Here is a 19,970-nt window from a genome sequence, read left to right as displayed (position 1 = left end):
AAAAAGCAGCCTTGCCAGGACCATCTACTCAGTGCGCCACTATGCCGGGCTACGCGCCCCGGGCTACGTGCCCACTCTTTCGCCCTTTCACTTTCCTCCCCGGAACCGGCTACCCCCAACCATACGTTATCGTTGTTCAGAATACCAATTGATGCGGCTTTGAAACAGAAAATCCTCCTGATTACCCCTCCCTTTACGCAACTGAACACCCCGTATCCGGCAACGGCTTATCTCAAGGGGTTTCTGAACACGAAGGGCTACGAATCGCGTCAGGCCGATTTGGGCATCGACGTGATTCTGGCGGTATTTTCGGCCAACGGACTAACAGCGCTGTTCGATGCGCTGGAAGCCGCCGAAGCGGAGTTGTCCGAAAACAGCTACCGCATATACAGTCTGAAAGACGACTACATCAGCACCATCGGGCCGGTCATCCGATTTCTGCAAAACAAAAACCCCACGCTCGCCCACAGCATCTGCGATCGCACGTACCTGCCCGAAGCTTCCCGCTTTAATGATCTGGAAGAACTGGACTGGGCGTTCGGTACGATGGGTATCCACGACAAAGCCCGTCACCTGGCCACGCTCTACCTCGAAGACCTGGCAGACCTTATCACTGAAGCTGTTGACCCGCACTTCGGATTTAGTCGCTATGCCGAACGCCTGGGCCGCTCAGCCACCTCTTTTGACGAGCTGCACGAAGCTTTACAGGCTTCCAATACCCTCATCTCCGCTACGCTGCTGCGGCTCCTCGACCAGCAGCTACAGCAGTGGCAGCCGGATGTGGTCTGCCTCACGGTGCCGTTTCCGGGCAACCTGTTCGGAACACTCAAGTGTGGGCAGTACATCAAACAGCATTATCCGCACATTGCCGTTGTGATGGGTGGCGGCTATGCCAATACCGAACTGCGTAGTCTGAAGGAGCCTCGGGTGTTTGATTACGTCGATTACATTAGTCTGGACGATGGCGAAGCGCCCTTGCAGAACCTGCTGGAGTACCTGGCCGGCGACCGCAATCAAAATCAGTTAAAACGCATTATTGCCCGTACCGAGGGTGTTGTCACCTACTACAATGGTGCCAAAGAACGCGACGTACCCCAGCGCGAAACCGGTACGCCCGACTACCGCGACCTGCGGTTGCCCGATTACCTGTCCGTTATCGAAGTAGTGAACCCTATGCACCGGCTGTGGAGCGACGGCCGCTGGAACAAACTCACGCTGGCCCACGGCTGCTACTGGGGCAAATGCTCCTTCTGCGACATCACGCTCGATTACATCAAACGCTACGAACCGCTCACGGCCTCCCTCCTCTGCGACCGCATCGAAGAAATTATTGAGCAGACCGGGCAGAACGGCTTTCACTTTGTGGATGAAGCGGCTCCCCCGGCGCTGATGCGGGATCTGGCGCTGGAGATCATCCGCCGGAAACTGACGGTGGTGTGGTGGACCAATATTCGCTTCGAAACCAGCTTTACGCATGATCTTTGCCAGTTGCTCAAAGCCTCGGGTTGTATTGCCGTATCGGGTGGGCTGGAAGTAGCCTCCGACCGCCTGCTGGAGCGCATGAAAAAGGGCGTAACGGTGGCGCAGGTAGCCCGCGTAGCCGATGCCTTTACGCAGGCCGGCATTATGGTGCATGCCTACCTGATGTACGGCTTCCCGACGCAGACGGTGCAGGAAACGGTCGATTCCCTGGAGATGGTGCGGCAGTTATTTATGAATGGCGTAGTGCAATCAGGCTTCTGGCACCGCTTTGCCATGACGGCCCACAGTCCAGTGGGATTGCATCCCGCTGAATTCGACGTCATGCGCGTAGGACCTGAATTCGGCGGCTTTGCTGACAACGATCTGGACCACGACGACCCCTTGGGTGCCAACCACGACCTGTTTGCCGAAGGGCTGCGCAAGTCACTTTTCAACTACATGCACGGCGTCTGCTTCGAGTACCCGCTACAGCAATGGTTCGATTTTAAGATACCGCCCACGACCATTCCGCCCCGCTATATCGAGAAAAGCCTCAAACAGGTGCCCGACAAAGCACCCCGCCCGAATGCGCTGGCGGTCTGGCTCGGCAATGTACCGGCGCTGGAGGTTGTTGACGTAACGAAAGGCAAAAAGACGGTTATTGCAGCGGAGCTGACGTTTTACAACAAACAGCAGGATTGGGTGCTGCAGACGAGTGTGCCGGTTGGACAATGGCTGGCAGAAGTTCTACCGCCGTTGCGGATTGGCAGGCAGGAACCGGTATCGTTCCAGCAGTTGAAAGCAGCGTATGAGGAGGCCGGGCTGAACCGGTTTGAGGAGTTTATGAGCTCCTCCACATGGGAGGAGCTCCGAACGAACGGATTACTGATCGTGTAAAATCAATAATCGCTTTTGCTGCTTTTCTTAGCCTGTTTGGCGGCCCGCTTTTCTTTTAGGCTTTTCTCGGCCACCTTTTTTACGTTTCCTTTGTTGGCTGAACCTTTATCTTTTGACATGGCTACAGAAGTTTAGTTAATAAGAGAAAGGTAGCTATAAAAAATAACAGACGCAATATGAAGTTTGAGGACTATACCATTGCCCCGGAAATAAAGCGAAACCTGGAGACGCTAGGCTTCAAACGCCCGACGGATATTCAGTTTAAATCCATCCCGCCTATTCTGAAGGGTGAAGACGTACTGGCCATTGCCCAGACCGGCACCGGCAAAACGGCCGCCTTTGCCATCCCCGTCATCAGTATGCTGCACGAGCGCAAAAGCTCCAGCCGCACCGAGGGCATCAAATGCGTGGTGATGGAACCCACGCGGGAACTGGCGATTCAGATTACCGAGGTCTTCGAGCAAATCGGCAAACACACGCGGGTGAAAACGTTCTGTGTCTTCGGGGGCGTAGAACAAGGCCCGCAGATTGCCCGGCTGGAAAAAGGCATCGACATTCTGGTGGCCACGCCCGGCCGCCTGTTCGACCTGGTGAGTCAGGGGTATATCCGGCTGGAACGGACCGAAATCCTGGTCCTGGACGAAGCCGACCATATGCTGGACCTGGGCTTTATCCGCGACATTCAGGATTTGATTAAATTCCTGCCCCGCAAACGGCAGACGCTGTTCTTCTCGGCCACCATCAACGAAACAATCAAAAAACTGGCGTATTCGCTGGTGCATAATCCGATCCGGATTCAGATTTCGCCCAAAGACCCGGTTGCCAGGAATATTACGCACTCGGTGGCTTTTGTGGAGATGGACGATAAGCGGTTCTTTCTGGAGCGGGTCGTCAACGAGAACCCCGACAGCAAGATTCTGGTGTTTGTGCGCACCAAAGTCCGGGCCGAGCGCGTCCATAAAGCGCTGGAACGCATGGGTATCAAAAGCATGACCATCCACGGCGACAAAGAGCAACAGGACCGCCTGCAGGTAATGCAGCAGTTCCGCAGCGGAGAAACCAAAATCCTGATTGCCACCGACGTCAGCGCCCGCGGCATCGACATTCCGAACGTCGATTACGTGGTTAACTACGACCTGCCGGAGCAGCCGGAAAACTACGTTCACCGTGTGGGACGCACCGGCCGGGGTACGCAGAAAGGCCTGGCGGTATCGTTTTGCAGCACGGAAGAAAAGCCGCTGCTGGCCGAAATTGAGCAGTACCTGACCAAGCCCATTCACGTGGTCGACATCAGCAAAAAAGAGTACGCGGCCACCATCGATTTCTCCAACGAAACACCCACCTACGATTTGGATGCCCTGATGCGCGAAGCGGAGCAGGTTGAACTGGAGCGGAAAAACCGGAAAAAGAAGAAAAAGTAACTATTTGGATTTATTTGCCGAAATTTGCGTTATTATCATATACCGGTGACATTCCGCATACATCAACCCCTTCTCCGGTATTTATCTTAAGCTGATTTCTGGTAGGACCGCCGTGCGGGTATGCGCTTAGATTGGCTTACCTCAAAACATATACATGTTATTCGAAAATTTAAATGTGATTGAGCCCATTCTGAAGGCTCTTCAAACCGAAGGATACACGACTCCTACTCCCATTCAGGCTCAGGCTATCCCCATTGTTCTCCAGGGCAGAGATTTACTCGGTTGCGCCCAGACCGGCACCGGCAAAACAGCCGCCTTCGCCATTCCGATTCTGCAACAGCTTAAAGACGAAGCCGGCCCCAAACAAGGCCCCCGGCGTATCAAGTGTCTGATTCTGACACCCACCCGCGAACTGGCCATTCAGATCGGCGAGAGCTTTACCGCTTATGGCCGCAATCTGAATCTGAAGCATACCGTCGTTTTTGGCGGGGTATCGCAGCACGCGCAGGTGAACGCCATCAAATCGGGCATCGATATTCTGATTGCCACCCCCGGCCGGCTCCTCGACCTGATGGGTCAGGGTATTATCTCCCTGAAGCATATCCAGATCTTTGTCCTCGACGAGGCCGACCGGATGCTCGATATGGGCTTTATTCACGATGTAAAGCGGGTGATTCTGCAATTACCGATGAAGCGGCAATCGCTGTTTTTCTCGGCGACCATGCCGCCGGACGTTGCCAAGCTGGCCGATACCATCCTGACCAAACCCGCCAAGGTGGAAGTTACGCCGGTATCGTCAACCGCCGATACCATTCAGCAAGCGCTGTATTACGTCGATAAGAACGATAAGAAGAAGCTGCTGATTCATTTGCTGGATGACAAGGCGATTCAGTCGGCGCTGGTGTTTGCCCGCACCAAGCACGGTGCCGATAAGGTGGTGAAAGACCTGGTGAAGGCCGGCGTGAAAGCCGAAGCCATTCATGGTAATAAGTCGCAGAACGCCCGGCAGCGTGCCCTGAGCAATTTCAAATCCGGTGAAATCCGGGTGCTGGTTGCCACGGATATTGCCGCACGGGGTATCGACATCGATGAGCTATCGCACGTTATTAACTACGAACTGCCGAATATTCCGGAAACCTACGTTCACCGCATTGGCCGGACCGGCCGGGCGGGTGCCAGCGGCATTGCCTTTTCGTTCTGCGATGCCGAAGAAAAAGCGTACCTGAAGGATATTCACAAGCTGATCGGCAAACAGATTCCGGCCGTCAGCGACCATCCGTACCCCTTGGGGCTTTCGGTAGCCGAACCGGCGCAGGCCCAGCAGGCGTTGCGGGAGCAGAAGAATAATGGCTTTAACCGGCGAAACGGTAGCGGTGGCAGCGGCAATTCACGGCCGTTCAACCGCAATAACAACCGTCGTCCGAAACCCCAGGCACAGTAAACTATGCATCTTTCACACACCGGAAGCCGACGTGCATAAGCGCGGTTTCCGGTGTGGAGGAAGACCGACCCGACACCCGGTAACCGTGGCACCAGCCCGGTTCACACAGAAATGAGCCGCCCCGCTGCGCTCTTTCAGTCTTTTCGTTCACCTCCGCTTTCGTTTGGGTCAACACATCGCGATACTCCTGTTTCCAGTTGGCGCACCATTCCCAGACATTCCCCGACATATCCGTCAGCCCCAACGGCGTTTTGCCGAATTTGCCCACGGGTGAGGTAAACTTATAGCCGTCGGTCACGTAGTTGTGCTCCGGAAATTTGCCCTGCCAGATGTTGGCGTTGTAGGCACCCGCTTTTTCGATGTCGTTGCCCCAGGGGTACATGGTCCGGTCGTTGCGGGCATTGCGGGCGGCATGTTCCCACTCAAACTCGGTCGGCAGGCGCTTTTTGGCCCAGTTGCAGTAGGCCTGCGCATCATTCCAGGATACCTGCGTAACGGGGTGATTGTCGGGCGCGGGCGGAAAATCCGGCCCCTGGGGGTAGCGCCAGTTGGCACCTTCTTTCAGAATCCACTGCTTATCGGTGCTCTCATCGATCATACCCGCGTTGCCGAATTTTTCGGCTTCGGTTTTGTAGCCGGTGGCAGCCACAAACTGCCGGAACTCCCCGACCGTGACGGGATGCTGATCCATAAAAAACGGCTTCACTTTTACCCAAAACACCGGCTGTTCCTGCGCCAGCCCCTCAGCCGCGCCAATCTGCGTATAACCGCCCGGCACATACACCATGCCTTTGGGCGGAGTAGCGGCTGGCTTTGCTCCTGTTTTCTCCTGCTCCGGCTTGTTGGCACCCAAAATGGTCACTCCATCCGAAAACTGATAGGGCTTGATATTATCCGGCAACGTGGCTTCGGACGAGCCACCGTCATGGTGATGGGCATGGTCCATCGACATGCGGTCGGAGCCGGATTCGCTGCCGCAGCCGGCGAGAATAAGGAGGGCAAGGGTGTATACAATCGATTTCATGTCATTCTAAAACTCTAATTTAACGAAAAGAGCCTGTACTATAAAGTTTTGCCCGTTTTCGAACAGGTTACAGCGCAAAGTATAGGCTTGCCCTTACAGGGCAGCGGAAATCCCGAGAAAACGGTTCTGCTATAAACCGCTGGCTCCTACGGAGCAAAACAAAGAGGCAAGTCAAAGAAGTAAGGCTGATCCCTGTTGGTCCGTAGGAGCCAACGGTTTATAGAACAGGTAAAGCGTTTGTCTTCCCACTGCGCTGTAGGCGCAAGCCATCCGTTACTGCGCCTATAGCGCCTTTAAACCAACCCGTAATCACCGCTTTGCCAGCTCCTTCTCCCAGACCGGCCGCAGATCCAGCAGGTACAATTGCCGGCCGTTGCCGCCGTGCGTGGAGTCGATGCAAACGAAATTACCGTCGTTGCTGGTACGGGGGTGCAGGTCGCAGCGCCATTCGGCTACGTAGCTTTCACCGGCGGGAAAATGACCGAGATCAATGCGCCGGTCGGTGGGCAGGTGGTAGAGGTACGGCGTCTGGTTGCGGTCTTTCGGCCCGGCATAGTTATCGTTGAGCAGCCAGTCGTTGTTACGGCCCGGCACATACGTCTGGTGCCCATTCACCGGCATTTTGTCGGTAGCAATGGGTTCGATACGACCGGTTTTATCTTCCAGCAGGTAGAACGACGACGGTTTCCCCTCCGGCCGGGTATAGGCACAGATATGCGACGGATCGCGCCAGACAAAATGAGAGGTATAGCCGGACGGATCAATGATAAACCGCTCACTTCCGTCCGGATTCATCGTAAACATCCGGGTAACGAAATTAGTCCGGGCCATTACCTGCCGGTCTTCGCGTTTGGCCCGCCACCGGTGCAGAAAGGTGAGCCGGGTGCTGTCGGTGTTGACGAGCAGGTGATTGAACCAGTGAAAATTATCGGCCACCGATGCTTCTTTTTGCGGAATCGCAGCCGCTTCGGCCAGCGACATCAGGAGTTTGATAGCACCCGTTTGCAAATCCATCCGGTACAGTCCAATTTCGGACGGGGCCTTTATTTCGTAATACGGATCTGGAATACCGGCATAGCCGTACCCCGGCCGCAAATCCTGAATCCGGTTAAACTCCGTCCCAATGGCCCATTTACCGTCGGGACTCAAAGCATATATGGCCTTCGGCAGCGTTCGTTTCTTACGGGTGAACACATTCAGCACCTGGCTGACGTACTGGTTGCCTACACGATCATTCCAGATGATTTCGGAAGACGAACCCGGCACCCATTGCAGCATACAGCCCTGTTGCCAGCCCCACGCCCGGCTCTCGCCCAGTTCAATCCAGCTACCGTCTTTCTTCAGGTCGATCATGCCGATTTTAATCACATCCTCAGCGGTGGGTGAGCGGCCTTCAAAGCCGACCTGCATACCCAGAACGTAGCGGTTAGTCGGGTCGAATTGCAGTTTGTCGTAATAGCCGAACCAGTGAAACGCCGGGCCATTAGTCAGCGGCCGAACAGGGACTTCTAACGGTTTGCCGGTCAATCCGGTTGCCCATATACGGCCGTTAGCCGCTATCAGGCCCAGGCTGGTCAGTGCCGATGATTTCAGAAAGGTTTTGCGGTTCATGGTCGGCTTTGTTTACAGTCGTAAAAGAACCGGCAACGGCTGTTATACCCTACCGCTGCTCTGCCACCAAGCGCACCGGCCCCAGCAGCCCCGACTCAACCGGCGGGCGCTTCGAGGCATCAAACGGCTTGTACTGAATATCCACCATGTTGATGTCGTAGAATTTCCGCCAGGGTACTTTCTGCGTGTCCAGGTAACGCATACGGTTAAAAGACAGGTTACGCACGTCTACCTCCAGTGTATTCTGCGGCTTCAGCAAACCGGTCGGCAGCGGCAGGCGGTACGGCAACGACCAGGCTTTACCCACCGGCTGCCCGTTCAGCCGTACTTCGGCTACCTCCCGCACATCGCCCAGGTCCAGCCACAGATTCTGCCCGTTCAGCAGGTTGTCCGGTACGGTAAAACTCAGGCTATACCGCGCCGTCCCGCTGAAATACTGCGTAGCCGTATCGCCCAGCGTCGTCCACGAAACCAGTTTATTCGTTGTAATCGGCTTGGGTAACGCAGGTGCGCCATCGACAAAACGAATCAACCAATCACCACTCAACGAATAACCACTCTCTGCCAGCGGCTGCCCTGACCACGGACTACCTTTGCGGGTAGACTCAAACGCATTGATGAACACCGACTCGCCGGGTGCCAGCGTCAGCGGAATCTCAATCGTACCGGCTCCGACCGGCTCTTTGGGCACAAACCCCCGGCGCTGGTGCAGCGGGTCCACCAGTTCGATGCTGTTGGCATTTACCGCCAGGCGGATACGGCCGGTATTGTACTTGTTTTGCAAGTTGGACACGAAATACTGCCAGCCGTCCGCCTGCTTTTTGCGGATAAACGCCAGCCCGTTATCAACCATCGGCTCCCGGCGGATCTGCCAGTCGGTCAGGCCCTGCACCACATCAGCCGCCACCCGGCTCCGACCGGTCATTTGCTGGTTCAGCGTTTCCAGTGCTTTCTGCCGGTTAACCACCTGGTTATACCCCGCTACCAGACTCGGGCGGTTCTTCACAAACAGCAATTTCACCCCCTGCTTTGCCAGCTTGTCCAGCGTTTGCAGCGTCTCCAGCGGCAGAAATTCGGTCGGTGGCACCACAATCACCTTGTACGTGGCTCCTCCGCTGGTGGTAACGCTGCCGTTGGCGGCCGGACGGCACTGCGTTAGTTGCAGGTCTGAGATATAATCGTACTGAAAGCCCTGCCGTTGCAGATCGGCAGCCGTCTGCCCGATGGGCCGCCCCAGGAGCCAGCGGTTGGCGTTGGCGTGAACATCCAGGGCGTGGGTGCCCCCGGAGGTGCCGGGCGAGTGCCACAGATCATGAATCGGGAAATAGAGTAGCACATCACCATCCGGCTTCCCGGTTTGCAGCAGCCGCTGGCAGTCGGCGATGTAGCGGTTCAGCTCCGGGAAGTCCTGCCAGAAGTGGCTTTGCTGGTTGTAGTTGGTAGAGGCATAAAACAGCCAGCCCGGCCAGGCTTCGCCGGGCGGTGAGTAAGGTATGCCGTGGTAAAAGACGTGATTGATGCCCGATATAAACGACTCATCAATGATGGGCTTGATCTGCGCCAGCGACACCTTGAAATGATCGGCCAGCCAGGTCGAGGTCTCCGACGACACCAGCGGCTTACCGGCTACGTTGGCCGACGACGACGCAAATTTCAGGATCAGCGGCTCGGGTCGGCCAAACCGCGACTCTTCGTACGACGGGTCTATCCGGTAGCCGGGAATGTCAAAGGGCTTACTGCCGAAGTACTCCGTTTCGGGCATATCAGACAGCGCGTACAGATCGAGCAGGTTGCCGGGCGATCCGTGGGCTTCGTTGCGAACCAGATAGCCCTGCTGCTTTGCCCAGTTCGTCCAGGTTTTGGTAAAGGCATCGCGCAGCAGGTCGGCAATGGTGGCGTGGTAATCGCCCAGAATGCGCTTTTCGGTAATCGAGAGCGGGTCCTTTTTCTGGAGAACAGGCAGGTACCGGCGCAGGTCGTAGCCCCGCCGTTGGTTGAATTCCGTCAGGAAGCGCTGGGTCCAGTTAGCCCCGTAGGCTTCGTAGGAGTCGTTGTACACCGCCCGTATCTTGTACGGCTTATTGGCGAAATACGTCTTAAGCTTGTTGAACCCTTGCAGGTACGTTTGTACTGCCTCCGTGTCGAAATGGTCCAGTACCGGGCCTTCGCCACCCGGAGCCGCCCGCTTCACCTGCTGTCCCGTGGGGAACATCCGCAGCACATACACCTTTCCCGACCGGTTCTCTGCCTGCCACAGCACGTCTGGTCCAACCGGCGCCGGCACCACCAGCGTATCGCCGGTATTGGTAAATGCCGTAATGGCTACAATGTCTCCTTTGCCGGTCAGATCGGCCCGGCGGATGGTCTGCCCCGGCTGAAACGGATACTCCTGCACCTGAAATTGCTGGGCCGCCATGTCTGGCTTTACCTGCGGACCACCATAGGGCCAGCCGGTACCGAGCGTCAGATCGACACCCATGCCCAGCGCCGTCGCCTGCTGAAGCGTATAATCGAGCAGTTGCAGCCAGCGGTTGCTCATAAACGGAACAAACTGCTGCTCGTAGCCTTTGACACCGTAAATAGGAATCACATGCACCCCGCCCAGACCGGCTTTGGCGTAGTCCCGGAGGTTCTGCCGGATGCCGTCTTCCGTTACGGCGCTGCCCATCCACCACCAGTACGCCCAGGGCTTGGCGGTGTCGACGGTTGTCCGGTTTGTGGTATTCGGTTTGGGTTGCGCCTGTACGGTGTAGAGAAGGGTAAAAAGCAGGCCAACAAAGGAAAGCCTTCGGAGAGCTGAGTGCATTCTAAAGTGAGATAGGTCGGTACGTAATGTAAAGGCACGGGTGGGGGTTGTCCTACCTATTGGCGCAGCGCATAAACCGGTATTCTCAGCTTCAGTGTTCTACCCGGTGCCCCTTGCCGTACATTACTGAACGTTTATGTTTACCTGCCTGAACATGAATGGATTATCGCTGATACGCAGGGCCTTGCCGCTGGCGGTGGTTACATTCCTGAGGATAACCTCTCGGGTTATGCTATACGGAAACTTCTCCTGATAGGAATCGTCCGCCAGTTGGGGGTTGATATTCGCAAAAATAGCCGGTCCCTGGTAGTTCGCCGGATGGTTGGCATCATCGATACGGAGATTCTCGATGATGATCCGTTCCGGCATGTAGCAGCGGTACCCGAAATCATGCTGACCTGAATACGAACCACCAATCAGCGCTGCGCTGCTGGGTCTGCCGCCCGCCGGCACGAAAAGGCAGTTGCGGATTACGAACTCGCCCTGCCAGGTGCTGCCATAGTCGGGTCGCAGATTGATGAGGGTATTGCCGCGAATCGTACTATTCTCGACCGTTAATGTCCCGCTGCCGATGGCGTTGATGCCCATGTGCCCGAGCGTGGAGTTGCGGATGGTAGCATTGGCCACGCCCATGTGGGCGTCGAACCGGGAGAAGACACAACCATCATACAGCATGTTCTTGCAGTAGTTGGACCCCAGAATACCCCAATACGTACGGTCATCGATATCGTTGGTCTGGCGGCAGTTGATGAAGGATACGTTCAGGGCGCGATTGGCGGAGATGTCGTAAGAGCCCATAGAGACGGGTTTTCCGGCCGCACCAATGGTACTGTAGGTTTTGTGACCGGTCAGGGTGGTATTTCTGACGGTTACATAAGCGCAGTCGCGGATGTTGAGGAAGCCGCCGTAGGGGGCACCTTGGTCGCCTTCGCCCGTGATGCGGTGTTCGAGCCCCTCAACCAGGACATTGGAGCGTTTGATGGCGATGTTCCGGTTGTAATACGTGTACTTCGATTCTGCCTTGTTGGCGATGGTGGTAAACCGTCCGCCTTTAATAGTCAGCCGTTTTTCGTCGATGGGCAGCGCACTGGCATCCGTGATCTGGTCGAAGTCCCAGATGATTGGAGCGGTCATATCCACGTTCCCCTTTCTATCCACCATAAAAATATCTGTCTGCGCGGCTCCATTGTTCTGGTTCAGGCCAAACCGGATGTAGTGCTTCACGTGCGCATTGGTGACCGTGATCAGACAGGGGCCGGGTAGGGATACCTCGATTTTTTCCTGATTCCGCTTGAGGGACGTTATGCCTGTCAGGAGAAACGGTTGCAGCCCCGAACTGACCAGAAAAACAGAGGCATTCCGGTTTTGCACGTCGGTATCGTCAATGAGGAAGGCTGCCGTTCCGAAATCGGTATCGGTACGGATCACGGCGGTGCGCTCCTTCCCACCGATGTAGTAGGTAGCGCCCGCATCCGCTCTTACCGGCAGCCCATACTGGTTGGCGAAGGCGTGGGCACCGGCGATCGCATCTATATCATCGGTCTTCCCGTCGCCCCGGGCACCAAAGTCACGATACCGGACCCAGCCACGAGCCTTGAAGGCGCGAACATCTGCTGGAGAGACATTCACCTGGAGTGCCCCGTTTTCGGTGGTGCGCACCCCGGTTTTCTGATTCAGGGTGGTGATGACAACCTGATCGGCTTGGGTTTCGGTCTGCCCCAGTACCAGGATGGTCCGGCATACGAGGCAGAACCCCAAAAGCACACCTTTCAGGATAACTTGTAGCGTCGGGGAGGATATACGGGTGAATGAGCGATTCATAGGGTTCTTTGCTTGAGAAGTAAACCGACTCTATTTTGACCAATTTACCAGTTCAAGTTGTTTCACTCTTTTAAAATATGCGGTATTGTTAGTCACAAGCTGCAAGTCGTTCGCCAAAGCTATTCCGGCAATCAATGAATCTATGTGTCCAATAGGTCTGCACAAAACTGTCATAGTCCTCCTGACTCATGTCGCGGAAAGAGCCTGCATACGAAAGAATCTGTTTATGAGCAGCACCCGATTTTTTGGTATCAGCCCTCAGGGAATGAATAAGGGAGTACAGATCTTCCAGGCGATTAACCGGAATGTCTTTCAACTCTTCAAGGATTGTATTCAACGTTAACATAAATAGGTAGCAAAGATATTTTCAAATATACGTTTTTGCCCGACCAAATGTTGGAATATCCTGGCTTGTTTCCACTTAGGTGGGGAGTAGCTCTAGGTTCGGGTCTGATCAGGCAGACAGCGGGACGCGGTCTGGTACATAGCAAACGAGCCTGCCCCTGTCGGCCGACAGGGGCAGGCTCGTTATGAACTCACTATTTCGAATTAATACCCTGGATTCTGCTTGATCTGTGTCGGGTTAATGTCGATCTGGCTTTGGGGAACGGGAAAAATCAGGTTATTGGCATTCAGGTCTGTTTTGATGCCGATGGCCTGGGCTTTGGCTTTCAGGACCTCCAGCGCCCGGCCGGTCCGTACGAGGTCGAACCAGCGGTGGCCTTCAAAAGCCAGTTCTACCCGCCGTTCCTGCTCGATGGCCTGGCGCATGGCGGCCTGGGTGCCTACCTCCGCCAGGGTTTTTTCGGGGACGCCGGCCCGCCGGCGAATCTGGTTCAGGAAGGGCAGGGCTTCGGCCGGACGACCCTGCTCGTTCAGGGCTTCGGCGTACATCAGCAGCACGTCGGCGTAGCGCAGCACCGGCCAGTTATCTTCCGAATCACCGTTGACAATGGGCGTATCCCGGTACTTCCGCACAAAATTGTAGTCGATCCGGGCACCATTGGCATTCACGTAGCTGGTCGCCAGCGATACATCTTTGCGGGTATCGCCCGGTTCGTAGGCCTGCACCATATCCGGCGTGGGCCGGTTGTTGCCGCCCCCGCCAAACTGAATGACCGCGTTGCCGGAGTTTTCGGGCGCGTAGGCATTGGCAAACCCGCTGCCCTCGCCGATGTTGCCTTTCTTGTACTGCACATCGAAGATCGATTCCTTATGGTTCTTGTTCGACGCCCGGAACACATCGGCATAATTCGGCAGCAGTTCGTAGGTGCCGGAATCAATTACCTCTTTCAGCTTCTGAGCGGCTTCGGCGTACTTTTTCTGCGTCAGGTACACCTTGCCCAGCAGCGCTTTGGCGGCTCCGCGAGTGGCCCGGCCCACATTGGCACCGGTATAGGTGGCCGGCAACACGGCTTCGGCATCAGTCAGATCCTTGATAATCTGGTTGTACACCTCAGCCGCCGGTGTGCGGCCGAAGCTGTAGCCCTCCTGCGGATCGGTAATTTCCCTGAGTACCAGCGGCACATCGCCGAAGACGCGCACCAGGTTGAAATACATCAGCGCCCGCAGGAACCTGGCTTCGCCCACAATGCGCTTCTTCAGGTCTTCGTCCATCTGGATACCGGCGCTGCGGTCAATTACCGCATTGGTGCGGTAGATGCCCCGGTAGCCATCGGCCCAGCGGGAAGCCAGGAAGGGGTTGGTGGTGCGCAGGTAAAATTTATCAAACTCGTCCTGGTCCGTTACCGAACCCGACAGCACCGGCGTGGTATCATCCGACGGAATCTCCGACACCACGTAGAAGTTACCGTACTGCCCGGCAAACTGCAACGCGCCATAGGCCCCGTTGACGGCATTGATGAGGTCGGCCCCCGTTTTATAGAAGGTGCCGGTATTGGCCTGGGAAATAGGGGCAAGATCCAGGAACTGCTCGTTGCAGCCGGTGAGCGCGGCTGTCAGCAAAGCGGCAAACAAATATGTTCGTTTCATAAAAGTCAGCGATTGAAGGTTAGAGTCCGATGTTTACGCCAATGGTGTAGGTCCGCGCCAGCGGGTAGCTTCCGTAATCGACCCCGCCCGTCAGCGGTCCTTCGTAGCCGCTCACTTCCGGGTTGAAACTCAGGTATTTCGAGAACGTCAGTGCGTTTTGCACGCCGGCATACACCCGTACACCCTGGAGTTTGGCCCGCTGCGTCAGGGTACGGGGCAGGTTATAGCCGATGGTTATGTTGCGCACGCGCAGGTAACTGGCGTTTTCGACCCACCGGGTCGATATGGCATTGTTGTTACCTGTTGTGCGCGTATTGGCGCGGGGCGTAACGCCATTGCCGGGATTCTGCGGAGACCGCCAGCGATCCAGCACCGTCGTGAGGGCGTTGGAGTTACCTTCCAGGTTTTCGTAGAACCGGCGCGAGAGGTTCAGGATCTGACCGCCCTGCACGCCCTGCACCACAATGTTCAGGTCGATACCCTTATAGCTGAAACTGTTGGTGAAGCCGTAGATAAAATCGGGTTGGTTGTTGCCGATCAGCGTCCGGTCGTCGGCGTTGATTTTGCCGTCACCGTTCACGTCCTCGTATTTCACATCGCCGGGGCGGGTATCGGCAAAGTGCGGATAGCTGTCCAGATCGGCCTGATCTCGGAAAACGCCCAGTTGCCGGTAGCCGTAGAAGCTGCCGAGCGGCTGACCAATCACGGTAATGTTGGTTTCGCCTACGCCCGTACCGCTGCGGATGGGGTCGCCGGTGGGTCCGAGTGCCAGTACCTTGTTGCGGTTAAAGGAAATGTTCAGGTCCGTCGACCACGTAAAGGCGCCCACCAGGTTGCGGGTATTCAGCGCAAACTCCATCCCTTTGTTCTCGACCTTACCGATGTTCCGCACCGCCGACGAGAAACCCGTGAGCGTGGGCACCTGCACGGCCAGCAGCAGGTCGGTGGTGATGCGCTTGTAATAGTCGGCGGTCAGGAAAATCCGGTTGTTCAGGATGCCCAGTTCGAGGCCAATATCGGTTTGCCGGCTTTTTTCCCAGGTCAGGTTGTCGTTACCGATAGAACTCACCGCCAGGCCGTTGGCCAGTACATTGCCGAACACATAGTTATCGCTGGACAACAGACCAATTGCCGGATAATTGCTGGTAAAGGCATTATTCCCCGACAAGCCGTAGCTGGCTTTCAGCTTTAGTTCGGAAATAAACTTAACATCTTTCAGGAAGGGCTCTTCGGATACCCGCCAGCCGACCGATGCCGAGGGGAATGTACCCCAGCGGTTGTTACGGCCGAAGCGCGAAGAACCGTCGCGCCGGAACGAGGCATTGACCAGATACCGATCCTGGAACGAATACGCCACCCGGCCAAAGTAGGACGCCAGCGACCACTGATCGCGGAACGAACTACCGCCGGTGATAGTACCCGCGTTGATGGTCCGGACAATGTCGTTGGGAAAGTTATTGGCGTTCACGCGGTTGCTTTCAAAGTCATTCTTCTGGCTCTCCAGACCTACCAGCACCTCCAGCCGGTGCATGTCGGCAATCTGCCGGTTATAGGTCAGCGTGTGGTTGGTTACCCAGTTGATACTCTGGAAGGTATTGGAAACCGCCGTGCTGACAGTCGGCGGCAGTAGCTGATTCAGGGGCAGCGCCGAGGTCAGGAAGTTGTTCTGCCGCTGGTGCTGAATGTCTCCCCCGATGGTACCGCGGTACTGAATATTGAAAGGCAGTTGCAGTTCCAGGTATGCATTGCCCAGCAACCGGCTGATCCGGAACTTGTTGTCGACCTCGTTGATGTTGGCCACGGGGTTGGTGATACCCGGCCAGTCGTAGGGCGCGGCATAAAAAGCCTGCGAGTTATACACCGTAGTGCCCGGCTGATAAATCGGGATAAACGGCGGCAGGTTCAGGGCCGAGTTGATCACGCCATTGCTGGCCCAGTGGCCATCGGTATTCACCCGGTCTTCGACCGTAACCGACGGACTCAGACTCACGCCCATGCGCAGGAACGAAGTCATCTGCGCATCAACGTTGGTCCGGACGGTGTACCGGTCAATGCCCGACTTTTTTACAATTCCTTTCTGGCTCAGGTAATTGCCCGATACCATAAACTGCACCTTCTCCGAACCGCCCGAAGCCGTGAGCTGATAATTACTGATAGGCGCTTTCCGGAAAATCATATCCTGGTAGTCGTAGGTTGTCAGGCCGGCGGGGTTATCGAAGCTCACACCAGCGATCTCTCCACGCGGATAGCGATACCGCTGACCGGCCGGGCGGGCACTGTTCGGGTCTTCGGCCCTGGCACCCGGTACCCGCTCCAGGTAGGCCGTATTGAAGGCTTCTTTCGAGAACTCGGCAAACTGCTGGGCGTTCAGGATGTCCATTTTCTTGGTCACCTCCTGCACACCGGTATAGTAATCCAGGTTCAGGCGGGTTTGGCCGGCTTTCCCGCGTTTGGTGGTCACCACCACCACGCCGTTGGCTCCCCGCGAGCCGTAGATGGCCGTGGCCGAGGCATCCTTCAACACATCTATTTTCTCAATATCGTTGGGGTTGAGCAGGTTCAAGCCACCGCCGTTGGTGAGCGTTCCCGAATCCAGCGGCTGCCCGTCGATCACCACCAGCGGACCATTACCGGCGCTGATGGAGCCAAGACCCCGGATTTTGATGGACGGGCTGTTGCCCGGTGCGCCCGTGTTCTGCTGAATCAGCACGCCCGGCATGCGCCCGGTCAGGCCCTCTACGATGTTGGGAACCGGCTGGTCGCGGATGGTGCGGGTATTCAGCGACGCAATGGAGCCCGTCACATCCCGCCGTTGCTGCGTACCGTAACCCACTACCACCACCTCGTTCAGCGTCTGATCCGACTGCTTCAGGGAGACGTTAACGGTCGACTGGCTGCCTACCGATACCTCCTGCGAGGCATATCCGATAAACGAGAACACCAGGGTAGCAATGCTTCCGTTGGGAATGTTCATCACGTAATTACCGTCGGCATCGGTGGAGGTACCCCGGTTTGTTCCTTTGAGCGTAACGCTCACGCCCGGCAGGCCATCGCCGGTATCGTCGGCTCTCACCCTTCCGGTTATCCGGCGCTCCTGCCGCAGTTCTTCGGTAAGCTGGCGCAGGTTCATTGACGAGATTGCCGTATTCTCCCGAAGGTCGTTGCTGTTGACCGGCCGCGTTGGTAAGGCCCGCTCGTCGGATACCGGCGACTCCAGAACCGAACCGGTCTGTCTGGTAGCTTCGTCGTCGGCCTCCACGATAACGTAATACTGTTCGTCTACCTTCCGGTAGGTCAGGTTCAAGGGCTTCAGGATCGATTTCAAAACAGCCTCCCGGTCGGATGACGTCGACAACGGCATCCGCACAAATTTGTACTGAACCGTTTTACGCTGGAAAGCGAACCGGATGCCGTACCGGTTTTCCATATCGCGGAGCACATCGCTCAGCGCTTTGGCGGCCGGGCGCACCGACCGGCTGTTGTGTTCAGGCTGGGTAAAGGGGGCTCCCGGCCGGGTCTGTGGATACAGGGAGGACGAAGCCAGCACCTGCGCATCGGCGGTGGAGTACAGGCTCCCCAGGCTCAGGCAGAAAGCCACCCCGATCAGGTTAGGTAATAGGTTTTTCATGGTTTATCTGGTTTTGGGCGTGAGTACGATGTCGGTACCCTGACGGGTAGTCCGGCATTTGAAAGTTTCGGCCAGCAGGCGAATCAGGAGATCGGGCTGGTCGATGGGGGTTACCCCGGTAAAGCGTTCATCCAGCAGGGCGCGGTCGGTCACGGATACCCGCAGGCCATACAGGTCCTGCACCCGCTGGGTGATTACCTGCAACGGCTCGTCTTCGAAAATCAACTGATTTTCCCGCCAGGCCACGTAGCGGTCGGCGTTGACGCGGGTGTGCCGGATCTTCTGCTGATTGGCGGAAGCCTCCACCAGATCGCCGGGCTGCATCATGATGTCGGGCTGCCGGTCCCGTTCGAGTTTTACCTTACCCTCCTGCAATACTACCTGCGTTTTCTCCCGGCGGGTCGTTACGCTGAAGCGCGTGCCCAGCACCACCACATCCATCGTGCCGGTATGGACGATAAAGGGCATTCGCCGGCCATTGGGGTGTTTGTTCACGTCGAAATACGCTTCTCCGGTAAGGGTTACCTCCCGGCGCTCCTGTGTCGACCAGTTATTGGTCAGGTTCAGGGTGGAGTTGGCGTTCAGCGTCACCACCGAGCCGTCGGGCAGCGTTACCGTCCGGATTTTTCCGTAGGCGGTCTGGTAGGTAAGCAGTTCGGGTGAGCGGGTCAGCAGCCACCACCCTACACCGGCCAGCAGCAACATCGCCAGAGCCGCAGCCACGGCGCGGTAACGGTGAAACCAGGGCCGGGCACCAGATAGGGGCCGAACAGCCGGCGGTTCGTAGGGCAGGCGATGACGCAGCCGGGCATACGAAGCCTCGGTAACCTCCTCCGGCACGTCTTCCCAGGTCATTTCCAGACCGTACACCAGCAGCCGGGCCTGTTCGATAACGACCTGTTGTTGGGGGTTAACAGCTTTGACCGATTCCCAGAACTGGTTTAAGGGGGGGCTCGGCGACAACACCCAGGCGCGAAACTCCGGCTCAACGGCCAGGTCATCGGCCTCCAGGGATGCATAGTAGTCCAGCGATTTCATGCAGTAGCGGTATAATCGCCTGTAAGAGAACCCCGCCGGACGTTTGTAGTATGATTTGGAGAATTTTTTTTCTGAAAAAGCAAAAACCGGCTATTGAACGGTCAGCATCAGCAGGATGCTGACCGACCAGTTTTCCTGCAACCGCTTCCGTAAGGCGGTGAGTGCCTGGTGCATTTGGGTACGGGCGGTATGGTAGGTAATGCCCATCACGGCGCAGATCTGCTCATAGTTGAGTTCGCTGAAATAGCGGAGGTAGAGAATTTCCTGCTGCCGGGGCGACAGCAGTGCCATTGCCTTCTGCACCCGCTGCTGTTGCTCCTGATGCAGCCCTGCTTCAATGAGTCGCTCCTCGGCCGAGGGTTCGGTTGGCAGCAAGCCAAAGCTATCGTCCGACTCGTCGCGGCTCTGGTAGCGGTTTTGCTGCGCCAGTTGAGTCAGCAGCCGGTTACGAAAGGCTTTGATGAGATACGACTGAATCGATTGCGGCCGGGTGAGCGTACGCCGGTAGTGCCAGAGTTCCAGAAACAGATCATGCACGGTATCTTCAATCAGGGCATCGTCGGCCCCAAACCGGCGGCCATAATTGACCAGCAGCGTGTAATGCGCCACATACAAGGCCCGAAACGCCGGCTCACTGCCCTGCTGAAAGGCATCCCACACCACATCGTTAACCAGCGTTTTGTTCATGACACGTACCAGTGGCGGTTCCGCTCCGCGGTTCCCCGCCGGGGCGTACCGGCCGTTGAGCTTTCAGCCCGCGTAAGTAGCAGGATCAATCGGCACGAAACAGAATCGTACCTAAAAAGCTAAGGTAGCAACAAAAAGGCCAA

12 protein-coding genes are annotated in these 19,970 nt (G+C 56.5%); 3 read left to right on the top strand and 9 right to left on the bottom strand.

What is annotated here, in order from left to right:
• Positions 1-159: 159 nt before the first annotated feature.
• From ABD931_RS06365 to ABD931_RS06355, 3 genes are all read left to right on the top strand, one after another.
• Positions 160-2,358 carry a B12-binding domain-containing radical SAM protein gene (locus tag ABD931_RS06365; protein WP_345265103.1) on the top strand — a complete coding sequence of 733 codons (2,199 nt, stop codon included), beginning with the start codon at positions 160-162 and terminating at the stop codon, positions 2,356-2,358.
• A 176-nt stretch (positions 2,359-2,534) separates the two neighbouring features.
• A complete protein-coding gene (locus ABD931_RS06360; RefSeq protein ID WP_345265101.1) occupies positions 2,535-3,779 on the top strand; it encodes a DEAD/DEAH box helicase in 1,245 nt (414 codons plus the stop codon).
• Positions 3,780-3,933: 154 nt separating this feature from the next.
• Positions 3,934-5,220, top strand: coding sequence for a DEAD/DEAH box helicase (locus ABD931_RS06355; RefSeq protein ID WP_345265099.1), 1,287 nt, complete (start codon positions 3,934-3,936; stop codon positions 5,218-5,220).
• Between the two features lies 1 nt (position 5,221).
• On the opposite strand, the gene ABD931_RS06350 is transcribed toward ABD931_RS06355, so the two are convergent.
• The 9 genes from ABD931_RS06350 to ABD931_RS06310 all read right to left on the bottom strand — a co-directional run bounded on the left by ABD931_RS06350 (position 5,222) and on the right by ABD931_RS06310 (position 19,827).
• Positions 5,222-6,244, bottom strand: coding sequence for a formylglycine-generating enzyme family protein (locus tag ABD931_RS06350; protein WP_345265097.1), 1,023 nt, complete (start codon positions 6,242-6,244; stop codon positions 5,222-5,224).
• 309 nt (positions 6,245-6,553) lie between these two features.
• Entirely contained in the window at positions 6,554-7,855 is a 1,302-nt protein-coding gene (locus ABD931_RS06345; RefSeq protein WP_345265095.1) for a hypothetical protein, read from the bottom strand.
• Between the two features lie 49 nt (positions 7,856-7,904).
• Positions 7,905-10,661 carry a glycosyl hydrolase gene (locus ABD931_RS06340; RefSeq protein WP_345265093.1) on the bottom strand — a complete coding sequence of 919 codons (2,757 nt, stop codon included), beginning with the start codon at positions 10,659-10,661 and terminating at the stop codon, positions 7,905-7,907.
• A gap of 123 nt (positions 10,662-10,784) precedes the next feature.
• Complete coding sequence (locus ABD931_RS06335; protein WP_345265091.1) at positions 10,785-12,482, bottom strand: hypothetical protein; 1,698 nt, start codon at positions 12,480-12,482, stop codon at positions 10,785-10,787.
• A gap of 88 nt (positions 12,483-12,570) precedes the next feature.
• Positions 12,571-12,828 (bottom strand): hypothetical protein, encoded by a 258-nt coding sequence (locus ABD931_RS06330; RefSeq protein ID WP_345265089.1) that lies wholly within the window; start codon positions 12,826-12,828, stop codon positions 12,571-12,573.
• Between the two features lie 203 nt (positions 12,829-13,031).
• On the bottom strand, positions 13,032-14,474 hold the full coding sequence (locus ABD931_RS06325) for a RagB/SusD family nutrient uptake outer membrane protein (protein WP_345265087.1): 1,443 nt from the start codon (positions 14,472-14,474) through the stop codon (positions 13,032-13,034).
• A 19-nt stretch (positions 14,475-14,493) separates the two neighbouring features.
• Positions 14,494-18,102, bottom strand: coding sequence for a SusC/RagA family TonB-linked outer membrane protein (locus ABD931_RS06320; protein WP_345265085.1), 3,609 nt, complete (start codon positions 18,100-18,102; stop codon positions 14,494-14,496).
• 3 nt (positions 18,103-18,105) lie between these two features.
• On the bottom strand, positions 18,106-19,140 hold the full coding sequence (locus ABD931_RS06315) for a FecR family protein (protein ID WP_345265084.1): 1,035 nt from the start codon (positions 19,138-19,140) through the stop codon (positions 18,106-18,108).
• Positions 19,141-19,230: 90 nt separating this feature from the next.
• Positions 19,231-19,827 (bottom strand): RNA polymerase sigma factor, encoded by a 597-nt coding sequence (locus ABD931_RS06310; RefSeq protein WP_345265082.1) that lies wholly within the window; start codon positions 19,825-19,827, stop codon positions 19,231-19,233.
• Between the last annotated feature and the right edge of the window lie 143 nt (positions 19,828-19,970).

The sequence above is a fragment of the Nibrella viscosa genome (assembly GCF_039541875.1).
Classification (GTDB): Bacteria; Bacteroidota; Bacteroidia; order Cytophagales; family Spirosomataceae; genus Nibrella; species Nibrella viscosa.
This window is presented reverse-complemented; position numbering and strand designations above follow the sequence as displayed.

Excerpts from the sequence above, each read along its gene's own strand:
- ABD931_RS06360 (WP_345265101.1), top strand. The coding sequence starts at position 2,535 with ATGAAGTTTGAGGACTATACCATTGCCCCGGAAATAAAGCGAAACCTG.
- ABD931_RS06355 (WP_345265099.1), top strand. The coding sequence starts at position 3,934 with ATGTTATTCGAAAATTTAAATGTGATTGAGCCCATTCTGAAGGCTCTT.
- ABD931_RS06350 (WP_345265097.1), bottom strand. The coding sequence starts at position 6,244 with ATGAAATCGATTGTATACACCCTTGCCCTCCTTATTCTCGCCGGCTGC.
- ABD931_RS06345 (WP_345265095.1), bottom strand. The coding sequence starts at position 7,855 with ATGAACCGCAAAACCTTTCTGAAATCATCGGCACTGACCAGCCTGGGC.
- ABD931_RS06340 (WP_345265093.1), bottom strand. The coding sequence starts at position 10,661 with ATGCACTCAGCTCTCCGAAGGCTTTCCTTTGTTGGCCTGCTTTTTACC.
- ABD931_RS06335 (WP_345265091.1), bottom strand. The coding sequence starts at position 12,482 with ATGAATCGCTCATTCACCCGTATATCCTCCCCGACGCTACAAGTTATC.
- ABD931_RS06330 (WP_345265089.1), bottom strand. The coding sequence starts at position 12,828 with ATGTTAACGTTGAATACAATCCTTGAAGAGTTGAAAGACATTCCGGTT.
- ABD931_RS06325 (WP_345265087.1), bottom strand. The coding sequence starts at position 14,474 with ATGAAACGAACATATTTGTTTGCCGCTTTGCTGACAGCCGCGCTCACC.
- ABD931_RS06320 (WP_345265085.1), bottom strand. The coding sequence starts at position 18,102 with ATGAAAAACCTATTACCTAACCTGATCGGGGTGGCTTTCTGCCTGAGC.
- ABD931_RS06315 (WP_345265084.1), bottom strand. The coding sequence starts at position 19,140 with ATGAAATCGCTGGACTACTATGCATCCCTGGAGGCCGATGACCTGGCC.
- ABD931_RS06310 (WP_345265082.1), bottom strand. The coding sequence starts at position 19,827 with ATGAACAAAACGCTGGTTAACGATGTGGTGTGGGATGCCTTTCAGCAG.